Origin of the sequence: Atlantibacter sp. RC6, from assembly GCF_014193285.1 — a bacterium.
In the GTDB taxonomy this organism is placed as follows: Bacteria; Pseudomonadota; Gammaproteobacteria; order Enterobacterales; family Enterobacteriaceae; genus Atlantibacter.
In genome coordinates, this window is the sequence record NZ_JACHZE010000003.1 from 317,250 (window position 1) to 336,332 (window position 19,083).

Genomic DNA, 19,083 nt, shown 5'->3' on the forward strand with positions numbered 1-19,083 from the left:
ATCACTCCGCCAATGCCAGAATACGGACAACTAATTGCGAGAAGCTCAGCCCTGCCTGACGCGCCGCCATCGGCACCAGGCTGTGGCTGGTCATTCCCGGCGCGGTATTCACTTCCAGTAAATAAAACGCGCCATCGCTATCCAGCATCACGTCAACCCGTCCCCAGCCCCGGCAACCCAGGGTGTTCCAGGCCTGAAGCACCAGCGCGTTCAACGCGCTTTCACGATCGGCATCCAGGCCTGACGGGCAGAAATATTGAGTATCATCAGAGAGATACTTGGCCTCATAATCATAGAAGGTTCCAGCGGGTTGAATACGGATCGACGGTAAAATTTCTTCACCGAGGATCGCCACGGTAAACTCCGGGCCGCTCAGCCACTTTTCAACCAGCACTTCTTCGTCGTGTTCAAATGCTAAGGCCAGCGCCGCATCAAGGTTTTCTGATGCGTCGACTTTCGACATGCCCACGCTGGAGCCTTCACGGCTGGGCTTCACGATTAACGGCAAACCTAATTCCGCAATCGCCTGACGGGTGGCGTCATCAAGCCCGGCGCGGAACGCTTTACGCGTCAACCCCACCCAGGGCGCAACCGGCAGACCCGCACCTTTCCAGAGCAATTTGGTACGCTGTTTGTCCATGGTGATCGCCGAGGCCATCACGCCGCTACCGGTATAGGGCAGCCCCATAAACTCCAGCAGCCCCTGCAATGTGCCATCTTCACCGCCCCGGCCATGCAGGGCGATAAAGACTTTCTCGAAACCTTCTTCTTTCAGAGTGGTGACCGGCGTGTCGCGCGGATCAACGGCACAGGCATCAACGCCGCCTTCGCGCAGCCCTTTCAGCACCGCTGCGCCGGATTGCAAAGACACTTCACGCTCGGCGGAAAAACCGCCCAGCAGTACTGCAATTTTCTCAGCCATGTTGCTCATCCTCACGCGTTTGCGGCTGCAACTTCACTTCAGCCAGGTGGCGAGCAATCTTGCCGATATTCCCGGCGCCCTGCACCAGAATTAAATCATTACCGGTCAATACCGGCGCCAGCATCTCAGCAACTTGTTTCGGCTCGGACACCAGGATTGGGTCGATTTTGCCGCGCCCACGAATGGTGCGGCACAGCGAGCGGCTATCCGCACCAGGGATCGCCGCCTCGCCTGCGGAATAGACGTCCAGCATCAGCAGCGCGTCGACCTGTGACAGCACGTTGGCGAAATCGTCATACAGATCGCGGGTACGGGTATAACGGTGCGGCTGGAATATCATCACCAGATTTTTATCCGGCCAGCCTGCGCGCGCCGCTTTAATGGTGGCGTCCACTTCTGTCGGATGATGACCATAGTCATCGACCAGCATCGCGGTGCCCGGTTTCTCGTTCACGGCTGCCAGCGGGAATTCGCCCAGGAAATCAAAGCGGCGGCCTGTGCCCTGGAAGTTTTCCAGCGCGCGCAGAATGGCCTCGTCTTCGATTCCCTCTTCCGTCGCTACCGCCACCGCTGCCGCGGCGTTGAGCGCGTTATGGCGTCCCGGCGCATTCAGGGTAACGCGCAGGTCCGGTTTATCCTGACGCAGGATAATAAAGTTGCCCTGCGCGCCTTTCTGCACGTACTGCTCGACGCGCACGTCGGCGTCATCGCTAAAACCGTAGGTGGTGGTCTGCCGGCCAACGCGCGGCAGCAGCTCACGGATCACCGGATCGTCGACGCACATTACCGCACGGCCATAAAATGGCAGGTTGTGCAGAAAGTTAATAAAGGTCTGTTTTAAGTTCTCGAAGTCGCCCTGGTAGGTATCCATATGGTCGGCTTCGATGTTGGTCACGATAGAAACCATCGGCTGCAGGTGCAGGAACGATGCATCGCTTTCATCCGCTTCGGCAATCAGGTAACGGCTGTGCCCCAGACGCGCATGTACGCCCGCCGCTTTCACCAGGCCACCGTTGACAAACGTCGGGTCGAGGCCCGCTTCGGCGTAAATGCTGGACACCATCGCCGTCGTTGTTGTTTTACCGTGCGTCCCGGCTATCGCGATGCCGTGACGAAAACGCATTAACTCCGCCAGCATTTCCGCGCGGCGGATCACCGGGATACGCGCTTCATGCGCGGCAACGATCTCCGGGTTATCCGCAGAAATCGCGCTGGAAACCACCACCACGCTGGCGTCGCTGACGTTTTCCGGGCGATGGTTGAAATAAATCGTGGCGCCTAAAGCAGCCAACTGCTGGGTCACCGGGTTGGGCGCCAGGTCGGAGCCGCTAATCTGATACCCTTCGTTCGCCAGCACTTCGGCAATACCGCCCATGCCAGCACCGCCGATGCCGACAAAATGAATGTGCCGGACGCGACGCATCTCGGGCACGATAGAACGCAGTTTCGCCAGTTGTTGTGTATTCATTCTTCTAAAGCCTTTGGCATCAACGCCTTAACATCTCAACATCACGCGGATCAAAAGGTTGTCCGCAAGAATTACGCCTGTGTAACGGCGCGTACTTCATTGGCTACCCGTTCGGTAGCATCCACAATGGCCGCCCCGCGCGCCCGCTTTGCCATCGCCAGCAGAGTGGGACGATCCCATCCCGCCAGCGTTTCGCTCACCGCGTCGACGGTGAAGTGTGGCTGTTCAAAAATCTTCGCCGCCCCGGCTTTCTCCAGCGGAAGCGCATTCCAGTACTGCTGGCGATCTTTGTGCTGGAAAGGCACAAACAGCGCGGGCAGACCGGCTGCGGCGAGCTCGCTCACGGTTAACGCCCCGGAGCGGCACACCACCACGTCGGCCCAGCTATAGGCCGCCGCCATATCATCAATAAATTCGGTCACTTTATGCTGCGGTTGACCGGCTGCGGCGTAAGCCTGCTGCACCTCGTTTAACGCGCCTTTACCACACTGGTGCCAGAGGGTGATTCGCTCGCCCAGACGCCCCGCCACCTGCGGCATGGTCTGGTTGAGGATACGCGCGCCCTGAGAACCGCCCACCACTAACACCCGCACCGGCCCTTCGCGGCCCGCCAGGCGCTGTTCCGGTTCCGGCAGCGCCAGCACATCGGTACGCACCGGGTTACCCACCACATCCGCATGGGGGAATGCGCCGGGGAAAGCCTGCATCACTTTGCTGGCGATTTTCGCCAGCCATTTATTGGTCAGCCCGGCAATCCCGTTTTGCTCGTGCAGCACCACCGGGATGCCCAGCGACCAGGCTGCCAGACCGCCAGGCCCGGAAACATAGCCGCCCATGCCCAATACCACGTCCGGCTGATAGCGCTTCATAATGGCGCGCGCCTGCCGCCAGGCGTTAAAAATACGCATCGGCGCAAGCAACAGCGCTTTCACGCCTTTGCCGCGCAGCCCGGAGATGCGGATAAAGTCGATCTCAATGCCATGACGCGGCACCAAAGCCGCTTCCATCCGGTCAGCCGTTCCCAGCCAACGCACCTGCCAGCCCTGGGCCATTAAATGGTGCGCCACGGCCAGCCCCGGGAACACATGTCCCCCGGTACCGCCTGCCATCACCATTAACCGTTTCGTCTGGCCGCTCATCGGGCACTCCTTGTAAACGCCTGCGCCTTTTCCAGACGCGTTTCGTAGTCAATCCGTAACAACAGCATGATCGCGGTCGACATAATAATTAAGCTGGAGCCGCCATAACTGATCAGCGGCAGCGTCAGGCCTTTGGTGGGCAACATCCCCGCCGCCGCCCCGACGTTAACCAGTGCCTGGAAGCTAAACCAAATGCCGATAGAGCACGCCAGAAACCCGGAAAAACGCTGATCGATCTCCAGCGCGCGGCGGCCAATCGACATGGCGCGAAAAGCGACGAAGAATACCATCAAAAGCGCCAGTACTACACCGATATACCCCAGTTCTTCGCCGATGATGGAGAAGATGAAGTCGGTATGCGCTTCCGGCAGATACTCCAGTTTTTGTACCGAATTACCTAACCCCTGGCCCCACAGTTCGCCGCGGCCAAACGCCATCAGCGATTGCGTTAACTGATAACCGCTGCCGAACGGATCTTCCCACGGGTTCCAGAACGAGGTCACACGCCGGATACGGTAAGGCTCCGCGAGGATCAGCAGCACAACCGCCGAGATCCCCATACCGATGATGGCGATGAACTGCCACAACTTAGCCCCCGCCAGGAACAGCATGGCCAGCGTAGTGACAAACAGCACCACCACCGTACCGAGGTCAGGCTGGGCGAGCAGCAGTATCGCCATCACCAGAATCACGCCCATCGGTTTTAAGAATCCGCGTAGGTTGTTGCGGACTTCATCTACCTTACGCACCAGGTAGTTGGACAGATAACAAAACAGCGACAGCTTGGAAAATTCCGCTGGCTGAATACGCAACGGGCCCAGAGCAATCCAACGCGATGCCCCGTTAACCGAGCTACCGACCACCAGTACGATCAGCAGCATTACAATAGACGCGATTAACAGCGCGGCGCTGTAGCGCTGCCAGACTTCCATCGGCATCCGCAGCGTGACCAACGCCAGCATAAACGCCAGGAAGATATAGATAGCGTCACGCTTGGCGAACAGGAACGGATCGTCCGCCAGCCGTTGCCCAACGGGCATAGACGCCGAGGTCACCATAATAAAACCCACTGCCGCCAGGCCCAGCGTCAGCCACAGCAGCGTGCGGTCATACATCACGAGGCTATTGGCGTCTTTATCCCTGGACCCCATCACCCAGCCTTTCAGCGCCACAAACAGCCATGCCAGGATACCGAATCCCGGGAAGCGTGGAACGCGCAGGCGAGGAAGAGACAACCGCATCAGCCTAACTCCTTCGCCAGACGGGTAAACACATCACCGCGTTGCTCAAAGTTTTTAAACTGATCGAGGCTGGCGCAGGCGGGAGACAGCAGCACCATATCCCCTGGTTGCACTTTGCTGGCGATAATGCGCATGGCCTCTTCCATGGTAGCGGTTTGTTCCGCCACGTCCGGGCGCAGCGCCGCCAGTTCCGCACCGTCGCGGCCAAAACAGTAAAGACGAATATGGTCGCCTTGCAAATAGCGGTTGAGCGGAGAAAAGTCGGCGGATTTGCCGTCGCCACCCAGCAGCAGGTGCAGAGTGCCATCGATATGCAAACCATTGAGTGCCGCTTCGGTGCTGCCGACGTTGGTGGCTTTAGAGTCGTTGATCCAGCGCACGCCGTTATGGTCGTAAGCCAGCTGGAAGCGGTGCGCCAGCCCGGTAAAGGTGGTCAACGCTTTCAGGCTACTGGAGCGTGGCAGACCAACGGCATCCGCTAAGGCCAACGCCGCCAGGGCGTTGGTGTAGTTGTGACGGCCAACGATTTTCATCTCTTTCGCGTTAAGGATCTTCTCGCCTTTCACCCGCAGCCATGTATCGCCCTGCTGGTGGTTGAGATGGTAATCCCCGACGTCGATGCCGAAGCTCACGCAGCGTTCATCCGCCCCGCGCACCGGCATGGTCAGCGCGTCGTCAGCGTTCACCACGCAGACTTCAGCGTTTTCATAAATCTTGAGTTTTGCCGCGCGGTATTGCTGAAGGCCAAAGGGATAGCGATCCATATGATCTTCGGTCACGTTCAGCACCGTGGCGGCTTTGGCGCGCAGGCTGTACGTGGTTTCCAGTTGAAAGCTGGAAAGCTCAAGCACATACAGCTCTTTTTCCGCATCCAGCAGCATCAGCGCTGGCAAGCCGATATTGCCGCCCACACCCACGCTGACGCCCGCCGCTTTCGCCATTTCACCCACCAGGGTGGTGACAGTGCTTTTACCGTTGGAACCGGTAATGGCAACAATGGGGGCCTGCGCTTCACGGCAGAACAGTTCAATATCGCCAATGATTTCAACGCCAGCGTCCGCTGCCGCGCTGAGTGACGGATGCGCCAGCGCCATACCGGGGCTGGCGATAATCAGATCGGCGTTCAACAGCCAGTCATCGTTCAGCGAACCCAAATGGCGCTCAACAGTTTCAGGAAGATTATCAAGGCCCGGCGGCGCCTGGCGGGTATCCATCACGCGCGGCGTCACGCCGCGCGCCAGGAAAAAGTCCACGCAGGAAAGCCCGGTTAATCCGAGACCAATGATGACGACTTTCTTACCCTGATAATCTGCCATGATTAACGTACCTTCAGCGTCGCCAGGCCAATCAGCACCAGCATCAGCGAAATAATCCAGAAGCGCACAATCACGCGCGGCTCCGGCCAGCCTTTCAGTTCATAGTGATGGTGAATCGGGGCCATGCGGAAAATACGTTGCCCGCGCAGCTTGAACGATCCGACCTGTAAGATCACCGACAGGGTTTCCACCACAAACACGCCGCCCATGATCACCAGCAGGAACTCCTGGCGCAGCAGTACCGCAATAATGCCCAACGCGCCGCCCAGTGCCAGAGAACCAACGTCGCCCATAAAGACCTGGGCCGGATAGGTGTTGAACCACAGGAAGCCGAGCCCTGCACCGACAATCGCCGTACAGACAATCACCAGTTCACCGGCATGCCGTAAATAAGGAATATGCAGATAGCTGGCGAAGTTCATGTTGCCAGTCGCCCAGGCCACCAGCGCAAAGCCCGCTGCCACAAACACGGTCGGCATAATCGCCAGGCCGTCCAGGCCGTCGGTCAGGTTAACCGCGTTGCCGGTGCCGACAATCACGAAATAGGCCAGAATCACGTAGAAGATGCCCAGTTGCGGCATCACGTCTTTAAAGAATGGCACCACCAGTTCGGTAGCCGGCGTGTCTTTGCCCGCCATATACAGGGCGAACGCCACGGTCAGGGCAATCACCGACATCCAGAAGTATTTCCAGCGGGCGATCAGGCCTTTAGTGTCTTTGCGCACCACTTTGCGGTAATCATCCACAAAGCCGACCGCGCCATAACCCACCAGCACAAACAGCACGCACCAGACATAAGGGTTGGATGGATAGGCCCACAGCAGCACCGAAACCACGATGGAGGTCAGGATCATAATCCCGCCCATCGTCGGAGTGCCGCGCTTGCTGAAGTGCGACTCCGGGCCGTCGTTACGCACAACCTGGCCAAAGGATAATTTTTGCAGATGCGCAATCATGCGCGGCCCCATCCATAACGAGATAAACAGAGCGGTCAGCAGGCTGACAATGGCGCGAAACGTCAGATAGGAAAAGACGTTGAAGCCGGAATAATATTTGACCAAATGCTCGGCCAGCCAAACTAACATGTCGCGGTCTCCTGTAATGCGCGAACCACCTCTTCCATGGCAGAGCTGCGTGAACCCTTCACTAAAATCGTCATAATGGTATGTTCCGCGCGTAGCGCCCTGAGGCGTTCGATCACGGCTTTTTTATCCTGATAATGTTCGCCTACGCCGCTGGCCTGGCTCAAAATTTCGCTGGCTTTGCCGACGCTTAAGACTTTGTCGATATTCGCAGCTTTCGCCGCTTCGCCCACTTCACGATGGCAGGCGTCGGACTCCGCGCCCAACTCCGCCATATCGCCCACGACCATGACACGGTAGCCCGGCATTTCGCTCAGCACCTGCGCCGCCGCCGTCATGGAACCGACGTTGGCGTTGTAGCTGTCATCCAGCAACAGCTGGTTTTCAGCCAGTGGGATCGGGAACAGACGGCCCGGCACGGCTTTTAATTTCGCCAGCCCGGCTTTAATGGCATCATGGCTTGCGCCCACCGCCGTCGCCAGCGCGCTCGCCGCGAGGGCATTGGCGATATTGTGGCGGCCCGGCAGGGGCAGCAGCACATCCACATCGCCAGTCGGGGTGACGAGGGTCAACTCGGTGCCGTGGCTGGTAATATGGATATTCGTGGCGCTGAAATCGCTTCCGGCGGCGTTCGGTGAAAAACGCCATACTTTGCGATCGCCGATCACCGCCTGCCAGTTCAGCCAGTCGTTGTTATCCGCGTTCAGGATCGCGATGCCGTCAGTGGTCAGGCCGGAGAAAATCTCCCCTTTCGCTTTCGCAACGCCCGCCAGCGAACCAAATCCTTCCAGATGCGCGGCGGCGAGGTTATTCACCAGCGCCGCTTCCGGACGAGTCAGCCCAACGGTCCAGGCGATCTCGCCCTGATGGTTTGCGCCCAGCTCAATCACCGCGTACTGATGCTCCGGCGTCAGGCGCAGCAATGTCATCGGCACGCCGATGTCATTATTTAGGTTGCCTGCGGTAAAAAGCGTGTTGCCGCATTCGCTGAGGATCGCCGCCGTCATCTCTTTGACGGAGGTTTTGCCGGAGGAGCCGGTTAACGCCACAATGCGTGCCGGCACCTGCGAGCGCACCCACGCCGCCAGTTCGCCGAACGCGAGGCGCGTATCGCTAACGATAATCTGCGGCAGCGCCGCGTCTACCGGGCGGCTGACCAGCAACGCGCCTGCCCCGCCCTGCTGCGCGGTTTGCGCGAAGTCATGGGCGTCGAAACGTTCGCCTTTGAGCGCCACAAACAGGCAGCCCGGCGTTAATTTGCGGGTATCAGTAGTGACCGCGTCGATGACGCGATCGTCACCGCGCAACTCGCCGCCCAGCAGCGTGGCGAGTTTTTCCAGAGAAACCGGGATCATGCCACCACTCCTAACAGACGCGCGGCGGTCACACGATCCGAATAGTCCAGCCGACGCGTGCCGACGATTTGATAATCTTCATGGCCTTTACCGGCAATCAGCACCACGTCGTTTTCTTTAGCCTGCATAATGGCGTTGGTCACCGCTTCGGCGCGGCCTTCCACGGCACGCGCGCGACCGGCATCCAGCATACCGGCCAGGATATCAGTGATAATCGCTTTGGGATCTTCGGTACGCGGATTGTCATCGGTGACCACAACCACATCGGCGAACTGCTCGGCGATAGCCCCCATCAGCGGGCGTTTGCCTTTATCGCGATCGCCGCCGCAGCCGAACACGCACCACAGTTTACCGGCGCAGTGTAAACGCGCGGCCTGCAATGCTTTTTCCAGCGCATCAGGGGTATGGGCGTAATCCACGACCACGGTGGGCTTGTTCGGCGCGCTGAATACTTCCATGCGGCCGCACACCGGTTGCAGGCGGGACGCGGTTTCCAGCAGTGCCGGAAGCGAATAATCCAGCGCCAGCAGCGTTGCCAGCGCCAGCAACAGGTTGCTGACGTTAAATGCGCCCATCAGGCGGCTTTCGATTTCGCCGTTGCCCCATGAGGAGTCAAAGCGGATCGTCGCGCCGCTGTCGTGATAGCGCACCTCGCTGGCTTTCAGCCAGCGGCCCCGGCAGGCCGGGTTAATATTGTCTTCCATCGAGACCGCAACGGCGTCCGGCAATTTCGCCAGCCAGCGGCGACCCACTTCATCATCGGCATTGATGATGGGCTGCCCGTAGTGATGCGAAGAGAATAGCAGCCATTTCGCAGCTTCGTAGCTCTCCATATCGCCGTGATAATCGAGATGATCGCGGCTTAAATTGGTAAACACCGAGGCCGCGAATTTCAGCGCAGCAACGCGGTGCTGCACCAGGCCGTGGGAGGACACTTCCATAGCGGCGAAGGTCGCACCCTGGTCCGCCAGGCCGCCCAGCACCTGCTGGACATCCACCGCAGAACCGGTGGTGTTTTCCGTCGGGCTGACTTTTCCCAACAGGCCATTACCCACGGTGCCCATCACGGCGCTGGTTTCGCCCAGCAGTTGGCTCCACTGCGCCAGTAATTGCGTGGTGGTGGTCTTGCCGTTGGTGCCCGTCACGCCGACCAGGCGCAACTGCTGGCTCGGCTCATGATAAAAACGCCCCGCCAGCGCGGATAACCGTTCATTTAACTGTTCGAGAAAGATAACCGGAACGCCGTGAATTTCACGGACTTCACCGTCAGTGGCTTCGCCTTTCGCTTCCGCCACAATGGCAGCTACACCTTGCGCTATCGCCTGCGGGATAAACCGACGCCCGTCCGCCTGATGACCGACCACAGCTACAAAAAGATCGCCCGCGGCAGCCAAACGGCTGTCGAGCGTCATTTCTCGTAGCGCGCGCGCAGGTAAACCCGTTACCCACGGCGCTAGAAGGTCGCGCAAATTACGATCTGCCACCTGTTCCCTCTGCTTGATTGATTACAAATTCACTTTTTTCGCCCGTCGCCAGGGCATCTGGTTCGATATTCATGGTGCGTAATACGCCGCCCATAATGGCTCCGAACACCGGTGCAGATACGGCACCACCGTAATATTTACCTGCCTGCGGGTCGTTGATGACCACCACCAGCGCAAAGCGCGGATGGCTCGCCGGTGCGACGCCCGCGGTGTAGGCAATGTATTTGTTGATATAGCGCCCGTCCGGGCCGACCTTTTTCGCCGTACCGGTCTTGATGGCGATGCGGTAACCCTTGATTGCCGCTTTCACGCCGCCGCCGCCAGGCAGCGCCACGCTTTCCATCATATGCACCACGGTACGCACGACGGATTCATTGAAAATGCGCTCGCCGGGAACCGGCGGATCGACTTTGGTGATCGACAGCGGACGGTAGATCCCGTAGCTGCCAATCGTTGCGTAGACTCGCGCTAACTGTAACGGCGTTACCATTAGCCCGTAGCCGAAAGAGAAGGTGGCCCTCTCTATGTCAGACCACCGTTGTTTTTGAGGATATAAGCCACTGCGTTCTCCGACCAACCCCAAATTGGTCGCTTTACCCAGTCCAAAACGTGAGTAAGTATCTACTAACGCTGAGGACGGCATCGCTAACGCCAGCTTTGAAACACCGACGTTACTCGACTTCTGTAACACCCCGGTCAGGGTTAATTCGCTGTAGCGCGCCACGTCTTTGATCTCATGACCATTGATGCGGTACGGCACAGTATTCAGTACGGTATTTTCATTGACCACGCCGCGCTGGAGGGCCGTCATCACCACCATCGGCTTCACCGTTGAACCCGGTTCGAAGACGTCGGTGATGGTGCGGTTACGCATAATGTCTTTCGGCGTGCCCGAGATGTTATTCGGGTTATAAGAGGGGCTGTTGGCCATGGCCAGCACTTCGCCGGTGTTCACATCCACCAATACGGCACTCCCGGACTCGGCTTTGTTGAACGCCACGGCGTTGTTCAGTTCGCGGTAAACCAGCGCCTGTAAACGCTCATCAATACTTAGCGCCAGGTTGTGCGCCGCCTGGCTGTCAGTAGAAGAGATGTCTTCAATCACGCGGCCATAGCGGTCTTTACGCACAATACGCTCGCCTGGCTGGCCGGTAAGCCATTTATCGAAGCTTTTTTCAACGCCTTCAATCCCCTGGCTATCCACGTTAGTAAAGCCAATGAGGTGAGCGGTCACTTCGCCCGACGGGTAGTAACGACGAGATTCATCGCGCAGATGGATACCGGGGAGTTTAAGCTTTTTGATGTAATCGCCGATGTCCGGATTCACCTGACGGGCAAGGTAGATAAAGCGCCCTTTCGGGTTGGCGTTGATTCGCGACGCCAGTTGGTCCAGCGGCAGCTTCAGGGCATCGGAAAGCGCTTTCCAGCGGTTATCGAGCGTAATACCGCCCGCGTCGTGCAGTTCTTTAGGATCGGCCCATACTGCCCTGACCGGCACGCTGACCGCCAGTGGGCGGCCGGAACGGTCGGTAATCAGTCCGCGGGACGTCGCCACTTCCTGGACGCGTAGCGAGCGCATATCGCCCTGGCGCACCAGCATATCGGGCGCAATAATTTGCAGCCAGGCCACGCGCGCCAGCAGGAAAGAGAGCGCCAGCAAGATACACCCGCAGAGCAACGCAAAACGCCAACCTATAAAGTTGGCCTGTTCTTCCTGGCGTTTCGGTTTAAGCGTTTTTGCCGCTGCTCTCATGCCTGCTGTAAATCCTTATTTCTGAACCACGATATTTTCCTGGGATGGATCGACATGCTGCAACTGCAGCTTTTCAGTGGCGATCCGCTCGACCCGGCTGTGGTCGCCGAGCGCGTTTTCTTCAAGGATCAGGTTGCGCCATTCGATATCCAGCGCATCCCGCTCCAGCACCAGTTGCTCACGTTGCGCCGTCAGAAGACGGGTATGGTGAGCGGTGGTCACCACGGAAATCGCGGTGACGATGATAATAATGAACAAGCAGAGTGGCAGTTTCCCGTGTCGCAACAGATCGCTGCCGATCACGCCAGGCAAGGCATGGCGCTCGTTGCTTCCTAACGATCCGGTAACTTTGCTGAGGGTCTCCGTCACTCTGCCGATCATGCGTTCGTCCTCTCTGCTATACGCAGCACTGAACTACGGGCACGTGGATTTTCCGCCACTTCTTCTTCGCCCGGCATTAACTTGCCTAATGCTCGTAAATGACGACCGCCCAGTTTACTGAGTTGCGCTTCCGTCATCGGGATCCCTGCGGGCACCTGGGGGCCACGGCTTTGCTCGCGCATAAAGCGTTTGACCAGCCGATCCTCCAGCGAGTGGAAACTGATGACAGAAAGGCGTCCTCCCGGAGCCAGTACGTCAAGCGAGCCTTTTAGCGCCAGCTCGATCTCCTCGAGTTCACTGTTCACCCAAATACGCACCGCCTGAAACGTGCGGGTCGCCGGGTGCTTAAATTTGTCTTTTACCGGCGTCGCTGCCGCCACCACGTCCGCTAACTCTTTGGTGCGGGTCATCGGCTGTTCGCGGTTACGCTCAACGATGGCGCGCGCGATGCGTTTCGCAAAGCGCTCTTCACCATAGGTTTTCAGTACCCAGGTGATGTCGCTCTCTTCTGCCGAGAGTAGCCATTCAGCGGCGGATTGCCCGCGAGTCGGGTCCATCCGCATGTCCAGCGGCCCGTCGCGCATAAAGGAGAAACCGCGCTCTGCGTCGTCAAGCTGCGGTGAAGAAACGCCAAGATCGAGAAGGATACCGTCGATCTTCCCCTGAAGATCGCGATCACGCACGTAGTCCGCCAGCGCAGAAAACGGACCATGTACAATAGAAAAGCGCGGATCGTCGATGGCGTTTGCGGCTTCAATAGCCTGAGGATCGCGATCGATCGCCATCAGCCGGCCTTCCGGCCCGAGCTGGGACAAAATCAAACGTGAGTGACCACCGCGACCAAATGTGCCATCGATGTAGATGCCATCAGGACGAATATTCAGGCCATTAACGGCCTCGTCGAGCAGCACCGTTTTATGTTTATAGTTTTCCATCATTTTTTATAAGGACAAATCCTGCAATCGCTCTGACATCACTTCAGAGGAGGACTGCTCTGCGTCTATGTCTTCCTTGACACGTTGATACCAGGCCGTTTCGTCCCACAGCTCAAACTTATTGAACTGCCCGACCAGCATCACTTGTTTGGTAAGTCCGGCATGCTGCCTCAACACGGGGGTCAACAGCAGTCGTCCGGCACTGTCCATCTGACATTCACTGGCATGCCCTAACAACAGCCGCTGCACACGGCGTTCATTGGGATTCATGCTCGACAGACGCGATAGCTTTTGTTCAATCACTTCCCATTCAGGAAGCGTATAAAGCAGCAGGCAGGGGTGATGGATGTCGATGGTGCAAACCATCTGACCAGCAGCGGTCTCGATCAGTTGTTCCCTGTAGCGGGTAGGCACCGATAAGCGCCCTTTACTGTCGAGGTTTACTAACGAAGCGCCACGGAACATGCCAGCCTCACCCTGATAAGCCCCTTTCCACCACAATATCCCACAAATTCCCACATTAGGGAGTGTACGGAGCGGAGGAAAAGCTTGTCAAGCCAGCACCGGTGCTGGAATTAACAAATTATCCGTTCCTGAGGAGGAGAAGTGCTAATTTAAAAAGCTGCGTTTAAAGCGAGGCAAAATTAACGTCATGAATATTTGTAAGAAAAATGGCGAATAAACCGGGAGGGGTAAAATCGACTATTTACGTACAAAAAAACTACAAAGTGCCGAGTTTGCGACGCGAGCGGCATTTTAAGGCAATTCATGCGGGCTGAACAGCGACTCCTGGCGTGTGGCGGTGTGATTCAGACTAACTTGCGATAAAAATTGCGTTATTTATCGGCATGGTTACGCCGTGCAGATGTTACAAAATGATTCATAGGAAATATTAATTTACTGCTTATCGGATATTAATCCTACATTTGAAGCCGTTATTTAATAATTTAAGAAATACGCACTTTAAGTACGGAATAATCCGAATATTAAAAAAGGCAGCCCGAGCTGCCTTTATGTGGGAATTAACGACGGCTGAGACTGCCGCGCTTATACAGATTACGCCGGATCCGCGTAAGCCCAGGTTTCGGTTTACGCGGCTCGTCAAGGCTGGCAAGCACCAGTTCCAGCACGCGTTCCGCCACATCGCGATGACGTTGCGCCACTGCGAGCACCGGGCATTGCAGGAAATCGAGCAGTTCATTATCCCCGAAGGTGGCGATAGCCAGATCGGTTGGCAAACGTCCTTCACGTTTCAGCGTGACATCCATCACCCCTTGCAGTAAAGCAAAGGAGGTGGTGAACAGCGCCTGAGGCATCGGGTGCGTTTCCAGCCATTTTTCGAAAAGCTGCGCCGCCGCCTCTCTTTCATAACTGTTGGCATACAGATAATGCACTTCCCGGGGATCGTCTTTCCACGCGGCGCGGAAACCCTGCTCGCGTAAAAAACTCACCGACAGCTCCGGGAGTGCCCCCATATACAGCACGGTTTGCGCCGGGAATTTGCGTAATTCGCCAGCCAGCATTTCCGCATCATCCTGATCGGCACCCACTACGCTTGTGAAATGCTCGCGATCTAACGCGCGATCCAGCGCGACGATGGGGAACGAATTATTAGCCCAGCGTTGATAGAACGGATGCTCAGGCGGTAAAGAAGTGGAAACGATAATGGCGTCAACCTGACGCTGTAGCAGGTGCTCAATGCAGCGCATCTCGTTATCAGGCTGATCTTCCGAGCAGGCGATCAGCAGCTGATAGCCGCGCTGACGAGCCTGGCGCTCAAGATAATTGGCAATACGCGTGTAGCTGGTGTTTTCAAGATCGGGGATCACTAAGCCGATTGAGCGCGTTCTGCCTGCACGCAATCCCGCCGCCACCGCGTTTGGGTGGTAGTTATGCTCACGCACGACCGCCATCACTTTTTCGACAGTTTTATCGCTCACACGATACTGTCGGGCTTTTCCATTAATGACGTAGCTCGCCGTTGTGCGCGATACCCCTGCCAGTCGCGCGATTTCATCCAGTTTCACAATTGCCCCTTAGTGAATGACATACTCCATAGCCTTATTAGGGTTATAGCAAAATTCATAACATCTAAACGCAGAATAATACCCTGAGCAACTGCTTTTGCGCGCTCTTGCTGGCGTTCAGGCAAAAAAAAAGCCCGGTGAGACATGGCCGGGCTTGTCACTCTCTTTCTGTTTCGCGTTAGCGCATGATCTTATCACCACGCGACAACCCAACCACGCCGGAGCGGGCGACTTCGACAATTTTCGCCACATCGCGAACGGTGGCGAGGAACGCATCCAGTTTATCGCTGGTGCCTGCCAACTGCACGGTATACATCGACGGGGTCACATCGATAATCGATCCGCGGAAAATTTCGGTGTTGCGTTTGACTTCATCACGGCCATAGCCGCTGGCCTGAATTTTCACCAGCATGATCTCACGTTCGACGTGCGCGCCCTGCCCCAGTTCATTTACGCGCAGTACATCCACCAGCTTATGCAGCTGTTTTTCGATCTGCTCAAGAACCTTGGCATCGCCCACCGTCTGGATGGTCATGCGTGACAGCGTAGGATCTTCCGTCGGCGCGACGGTCAGGCTTTCAATGTTATAGCCGCGCTGGGAGAACAACCCAATCACCCGTGACAACGCGCCCGATTCGTTTTCCAGTAACACAGATAGTATCCGGCGCATGCTTATGTCCTCTCCGTTTTGCTTAACCACATTTCATCCATCCCGCCGCCACGAATATGCATCGGATAAACGTGCTCGGTGCCATCCACGGTCACATCGACAAACACCAGGCGGTTATTGCGCACCTGCTCCAGGGCTTCGCTTAATTTGCTCTTAAGCTCATCGGGGCGGGTGATGTTAATGCCCACATGCCCGTAGGCCTGTGCAAGGCGGGCGAAGTCCGGCAGCGACTCCATATAGGATTGTGAATGGCGGCCAGAATAGATCATGTCCTGCCACTGCTTCACCATGCCGAGATAGCGGTTGTTAAGGTTTAATACCAGCACCGGCAGTTCATATTGCAGCGCGGTTGACAGCTCCTGGATGTTCATCTGGATACTGCCATCCCCGGTCACGCAAATTACCGTCTCATTCGGCAGCGCCAGCTTAACGCCCAGCGCCGCAGGCAAACCGAATCCCATGGTGCCGAGGCCGCCGGAATTTATCCAACGGCGCGGTTTATCGAAAGCGTAATAAAGAGCAGCGAACATCTGATGCTGGCCAACATCTGAGGTCACATACGCATCGCCGTGGGTTAAACGATGAATAGCTTCTATCACCGCCTGAGGTTTGATGCTCTCCCCTGAGGTGTTGTAACTCAGGCACTTGCGCGCCCGCCAGACGTCAATTTGCTGCCACCAGTCGCGGATATCATCCAGCGACTGGGAGCCTTCTTCCTGCTCCAGCAGTTCCAGCATTTGCTCCAACACCAGCCCCGCGTCGCCCACGATAGGAATATCGGCGGATACCGTTTTAGAAATCGACGCCGGATCGATATCGATATGCAGCACCGTGGCATTCGGGCAGTACTTCGCCAGATTGTTGGTGGTGCGATCGTCAAAACGCACCCCGACGGCGAAAATCACGTCAGAGTGGTGCATCGTCATATTGGCTTCGTAGGTGCCATGCATGCCCAACATGCCTAATGACTGACGATGCGTACCGGGAAACGCTCCCAGCCCCATTAATGAAGAGGCGACAGGCAGGTTGAGTTTTTCAACCAGACGGCGCAGCGGCGCGTCGCAACCAGAATTAATCGCGCCGCCGCCGACATACAGCACCGGCTTTTTCGCGGCCAGCAATGTCTGGAGAGCGCGTTTGATTTGCCCTTTATGGCCCTGGGTGGTGGGATTGTAGGAGCGCATACTGACGGACTCGGGCCAGACGTACGGCATCTTTTTCGCCGGGTTAAGAATATCTTTCGGCAAATCGACCACCACCGGGCCAGGGCGGCCGCTGGCGGCCAGCCAAAAGGCTTTCTTTAATACGGTTGGGATATCTTCGGTTTGTTTCACCAGAAAGCTGTGTTTCACCACCGGGCGCGAGATGCCCACCATGTCGCATTCCTGGAAGGAGTCATAGCCGATCAGCGATGTCGCCACCTGGCCGGACAGCACAACTAAAGGAATGGAATCCATATAGGCGGTTGCGATACCGGTAATGGCGTTGGTTGCACCGGGGCCAGATGTCACCAGCACCACGCCAACTTCGCCAGTCGCGCGGGCCAGACCATCGGCCATATGGACAGCAGCTTGTTCATGCCGCACCAGTATATGGTCAATCCCGCCAATCGTATGTAGCGCGTCATAGATATCCAGCACGGCCCCACCGGGGTAACCGAATACCTGTTTCACGCCCTGGTCGATCAGCGATTGCACCACCATCTCGGCTCCAGACAACATCTCCATCATTTGCCTCCAGGCTTTTATTTTCTATCAACGGCGGAAATCATATTCTCGCCGTCGCGATGTGCTTTTTTATATCTCATACCATAACCGCTCGGGATCGGGCAGGCAATTAACCCGCCATGGACGCCTCCATCGCGTTTTTTTTCTCCCGACCAGGCAAATTACGTGGATGAATGAGAAATCCCTGGCAGAAGCGAATGTCATGGCGGGATATTTTATAAGTGTTGAAGATTACAGTGGGAGATCAAGCAAAACGGGGAAAGTCAGTGGCAGAGGGACGCAGCAGAATAATTCGCTGGTAATGATATAAAAAACAGCAAAACCGAATGGCTGCCCATTCGGTTTATCGCCCTTTTGTTACCTTTTACAAATAGTAATAAGCAACTCTTCCATCCATTGATGGCCTTTGTCACGCCCTGCCGCTTCATGCCATGACAGATAGCAGGTACGTCTGTTGAGTTCCAGGGGCAGTGGCAGAATATCGAGACTAAGCGTTGAAATAAATTCTTCTGCCAACCAGCGAGGTGCGATGGCAATCAGGTTAGTTTGCGACACCACATTCAGGACGCTGGTCATTGCCATGCCCTGATACGCAATAACGCTTTGTTTTTCCGGGGTGTCATACCAGGGCGCACTAAATGAGCCAAAACGCTCTAACGCCACAACCGCGTGTTGCTCACGATAAACGCCCTGCTCATGAGTCAACTCTTTCTTGCGAGGATGGGCTTTACTGCAGACCAAAACCATCTCATCTTCAAATAAAGGCACACATGAAAATTCAGGGCGACGGAATAGATCGTAGCTAATAACAAATTCGGTTTCCTGATAGCGCAGCTGATGCTCAATATTCTGATTAAGAGAGGATTTAAATGCCAAATGAATATTAGGAGCAATGTTGGTCACGCTATTGTAAATAATCGACGTTAAGAGGTTATCTAACGGGCTGCACACGCAGAGATTAAATAAGCGTTCACTGCTCAGAGGTTCGAATCCGGAACCGGGCAGTTCATTTTGTACGAGCTGCAACGCCTGGCGGATAGAGCCAAACAGCTGACAGGCGCGCATCGTAGGCTGTATGCCCCGACCATAACGCACAAAAAGCTCGTCATTAAACATTACCTTAAGGCGGGATACCGCATTACTTACCGCAGGTTGAGACATACCAAGCAGATGCGCGGCACGGGTGATATTTTGTTCCTGCATGACGGCGTCGAAAACGGTCAGTAAATTGAGGTCTACCGAGCGCAATTGAGGTTTTAATCCTTCAGTCACGGGGAAATGTTCAATATTATTTTCAGGCATAAACCACTCCAATGATACATTGTTACCCTTCCTGGCAACCTTATTGGAATGCACGCTATTGCGCATTCAGGAAAAGACAGCGTTAACTTATAAACAATCCAGAAAAGGATTTATTTGTACATTACAGAACAAATCTTGTAAGGCCTACGCATAAACTTCAGGATGCCCCTTACAGTTTACAAGTCTACTCACGGTTCAATTTGTTATGGGTGTTAATCAAAACATACTCTGTGAAAATTCTCAATAATTCACCGGATGAATTATCATTTTAGGATTATTAA

At 56.1% G+C, this 19,083-nt stretch carries 16 protein-coding genes; all 16 read right to left on the reverse strand.

Features of this window, described 5'->3' with window-relative positions; translation table 11 throughout:
* Position 1 precedes the first annotated feature (1 nt).
* The 16 genes from FHW74_RS09515 to leuO all read right to left on the reverse strand — a co-directional run bounded on the left by FHW74_RS09515 (position 2) and on the right by leuO (position 18,802).
* Positions 2–922 (reverse strand): D-alanine--D-alanine ligase, encoded by a 921-nt coding sequence (locus tag FHW74_RS09515; protein WP_183170196.1) that lies wholly within the window; start codon positions 920–922, stop codon positions 2–4.
* Positions 915–2,390 carry a UDP-N-acetylmuramate--L-alanine ligase gene (gene murC / locus FHW74_RS09520; RefSeq protein ID WP_183170197.1) on the reverse strand — a complete coding sequence of 492 codons (1,476 nt, stop codon included), beginning with the start codon at positions 2,388–2,390 and terminating at the stop codon, positions 915–917. Before murC ends, FHW74_RS09515 begins: the two co-directional genes overlap by 8 nt.
* Before the next feature lie 71 nt (positions 2,391–2,461).
* On the reverse strand, positions 2,462–3,529 hold the full coding sequence (gene murG, locus FHW74_RS09525) for an undecaprenyldiphospho-muramoylpentapeptide beta-N-acetylglucosaminyltransferase (protein WP_183170198.1): 1,068 nt from the start codon (positions 3,527–3,529) through the stop codon (positions 2,462–2,464).
* The gene (gene ftsW, locus FHW74_RS09530; RefSeq protein WP_183170199.1) at positions 3,526–4,770 is read right to left on the reverse strand and encodes a cell division protein FtsW; all 1,245 of its coding nucleotides are present in this window, start codon (positions 4,768–4,770) and stop codon (positions 3,526–3,528) included. Before ftsW ends, murG begins: the two co-directional genes overlap by 4 nt.
* Positions 4,770–6,086: a UDP-N-acetylmuramoyl-L-alanine--D-glutamate ligase gene (gene murD, locus FHW74_RS09535; RefSeq protein WP_183170200.1), complete on the reverse strand. Its 1,317-nt coding sequence runs from the start codon at positions 6,084–6,086 to the stop codon at positions 4,770–4,772. The genes ftsW and murD overlap by 1 nt, the downstream gene beginning before the upstream one ends.
* Positions 6,087–6,088: 2 nt before the next feature.
* Complete coding sequence (gene mraY / locus FHW74_RS09540) at positions 6,089–7,171, reverse strand: phospho-N-acetylmuramoyl-pentapeptide-transferase (protein WP_125293208.1); 1,083 nt, start codon at positions 7,169–7,171, stop codon at positions 6,089–6,091.
* Positions 7,165–8,523 carry a UDP-N-acetylmuramoyl-tripeptide--D-alanyl-D-alanine ligase gene (gene murF / locus FHW74_RS09545; protein ID WP_183170201.1) on the reverse strand — a complete coding sequence of 453 codons (1,359 nt, stop codon included), beginning with the start codon at positions 8,521–8,523 and terminating at the stop codon, positions 7,165–7,167. Before murF ends, mraY begins: the two co-directional genes overlap by 7 nt.
* Positions 8,520–10,007: a UDP-N-acetylmuramoyl-L-alanyl-D-glutamate--2,6-diaminopimelate ligase gene (murE, locus tag FHW74_RS09550; RefSeq protein WP_183170202.1), complete on the reverse strand. Its 1,488-nt coding sequence runs from the start codon at positions 10,005–10,007 to the stop codon at positions 8,520–8,522. Before murE ends, murF begins: the two co-directional genes overlap by 4 nt.
* Entirely contained in the window at positions 9,994–11,760 is a 1,767-nt protein-coding gene (locus tag FHW74_RS09555) for a peptidoglycan glycosyltransferase FtsI (RefSeq protein ID WP_125293205.1), read from the reverse strand. Before FHW74_RS09555 ends, murE begins: the two co-directional genes overlap by 14 nt.
* 15 nt (positions 11,761–11,775) lie before the next feature.
* Entirely contained in the window at positions 11,776–12,141 is a 366-nt protein-coding gene (ftsL, locus tag FHW74_RS09560; protein WP_183170203.1) for a cell division protein FtsL, read from the reverse strand.
* The gene (gene rsmH / locus FHW74_RS09565; protein WP_183170204.1) at positions 12,138–13,079 is read right to left on the reverse strand and encodes a 16S rRNA (cytosine(1402)-N(4))-methyltransferase RsmH; all 942 of its coding nucleotides are present in this window, start codon (positions 13,077–13,079) and stop codon (positions 12,138–12,140) included. Before rsmH ends, ftsL begins: the two co-directional genes overlap by 4 nt.
* 3 nt (positions 13,080–13,082) lie before the next feature.
* On the reverse strand, positions 13,083–13,541 hold the full coding sequence (gene mraZ / locus FHW74_RS09570; RefSeq protein WP_183170205.1) for a division/cell wall cluster transcriptional repressor MraZ: 459 nt from the start codon (positions 13,539–13,541) through the stop codon (positions 13,083–13,085).
* Positions 13,542–14,098: 557 nt separating this feature from the next.
* Complete coding sequence (cra, locus tag FHW74_RS09575) at positions 14,099–15,103, reverse strand: catabolite repressor/activator (RefSeq protein ID WP_183170206.1); 1,005 nt, start codon at positions 15,101–15,103, stop codon at positions 14,099–14,101.
* A gap of 178 nt (positions 15,104–15,281) precedes the next feature.
* Entirely contained in the window at positions 15,282–15,773 is a 492-nt protein-coding gene (ilvN, locus tag FHW74_RS09580) for an acetolactate synthase small subunit (RefSeq protein WP_183170207.1), read from the reverse strand.
* A gap of 2 nt (positions 15,774–15,775) precedes the next feature.
* A complete protein-coding gene (ilvI, locus tag FHW74_RS09585) occupies positions 15,776–17,500 on the reverse strand; it encodes an acetolactate synthase 3 large subunit (protein ID WP_183170208.1) in 1,725 nt (574 codons plus the stop codon).
* Positions 17,501–17,857: 357 nt separating this feature from the next.
* The gene (gene leuO, locus FHW74_RS09590; RefSeq protein ID WP_183170209.1) at positions 17,858–18,802 is read right to left on the reverse strand and encodes a transcriptional regulator LeuO; all 945 of its coding nucleotides are present in this window, start codon (positions 18,800–18,802) and stop codon (positions 17,858–17,860) included.
* Positions 18,803–19,083: the final 281 nt, after the last annotated feature.

Bases quoted from the DNA above. Each gene is read 5' to 3' on its own strand.
- FHW74_RS09515 (WP_183170196.1), bottom strand. From the start codon at position 922: ATGGCTGAGAAAATTGCAGTACTGCTGGGCGGTTTTTCCGCCGAGCGT.
- murC (WP_183170197.1), bottom strand. From the start codon at position 2,390: ATGAATACACAACAACTGGCGAAACTGCGTTCTATCGTGCCCGAGATG.
- murG (WP_183170198.1), bottom strand. From the start codon at position 3,529: ATGAGCGGCCAGACGAAACGGTTAATGGTGATGGCAGGCGGTACCGGG.
- ftsW (WP_183170199.1), bottom strand. From the start codon at position 4,770: ATGCGGTTGTCTCTTCCTCGCCTGCGCGTTCCACGCTTCCCGGGATTC.
- murD (WP_183170200.1), bottom strand. From the start codon at position 6,086: ATGGCAGATTATCAGGGTAAGAAAGTCGTCATCATTGGTCTCGGATTA.
- mraY (WP_125293208.1), bottom strand. From the start codon at position 7,171: ATGTTAGTTTGGCTGGCCGAGCATTTGGTCAAATATTATTCCGGCTTC.
- murF (WP_183170201.1), bottom strand. From the start codon at position 8,523: ATGATCCCGGTTTCTCTGGAAAAACTCGCCACGCTGCTGGGCGGCGAG.
- FHW74_RS09555 (WP_125293205.1), bottom strand. From the start codon at position 11,760: ATGAGAGCAGCGGCAAAAACGCTTAAACCGAAACGCCAGGAAGAACAG.
- ftsL (WP_183170203.1), bottom strand. From the start codon at position 12,141: ATGATCGGCAGAGTGACGGAGACCCTCAGCAAAGTTACCGGATCGTTA.
- rsmH (WP_183170204.1), bottom strand. From the start codon at position 13,079: ATGATGGAAAACTATAAACATAAAACGGTGCTGCTCGACGAGGCCGTT.
- mraZ (WP_183170205.1), bottom strand. From the start codon at position 13,541: ATGTTCCGTGGCGCTTCGTTAGTAAACCTCGACAGTAAAGGGCGCTTA.
- ilvN (WP_183170207.1), bottom strand. From the start codon at position 15,773: ATGCGCCGGATACTATCTGTGTTACTGGAAAACGAATCGGGCGCGTTG.
- ilvI (WP_183170208.1), bottom strand. From the start codon at position 17,500: ATGGAGATGTTGTCTGGAGCCGAGATGGTGGTGCAATCGCTGATCGAC.
- leuO (WP_183170209.1), bottom strand. From the start codon at position 18,802: ATGCCTGAAAATAATATTGAACATTTCCCCGTGACTGAAGGATTAAAA.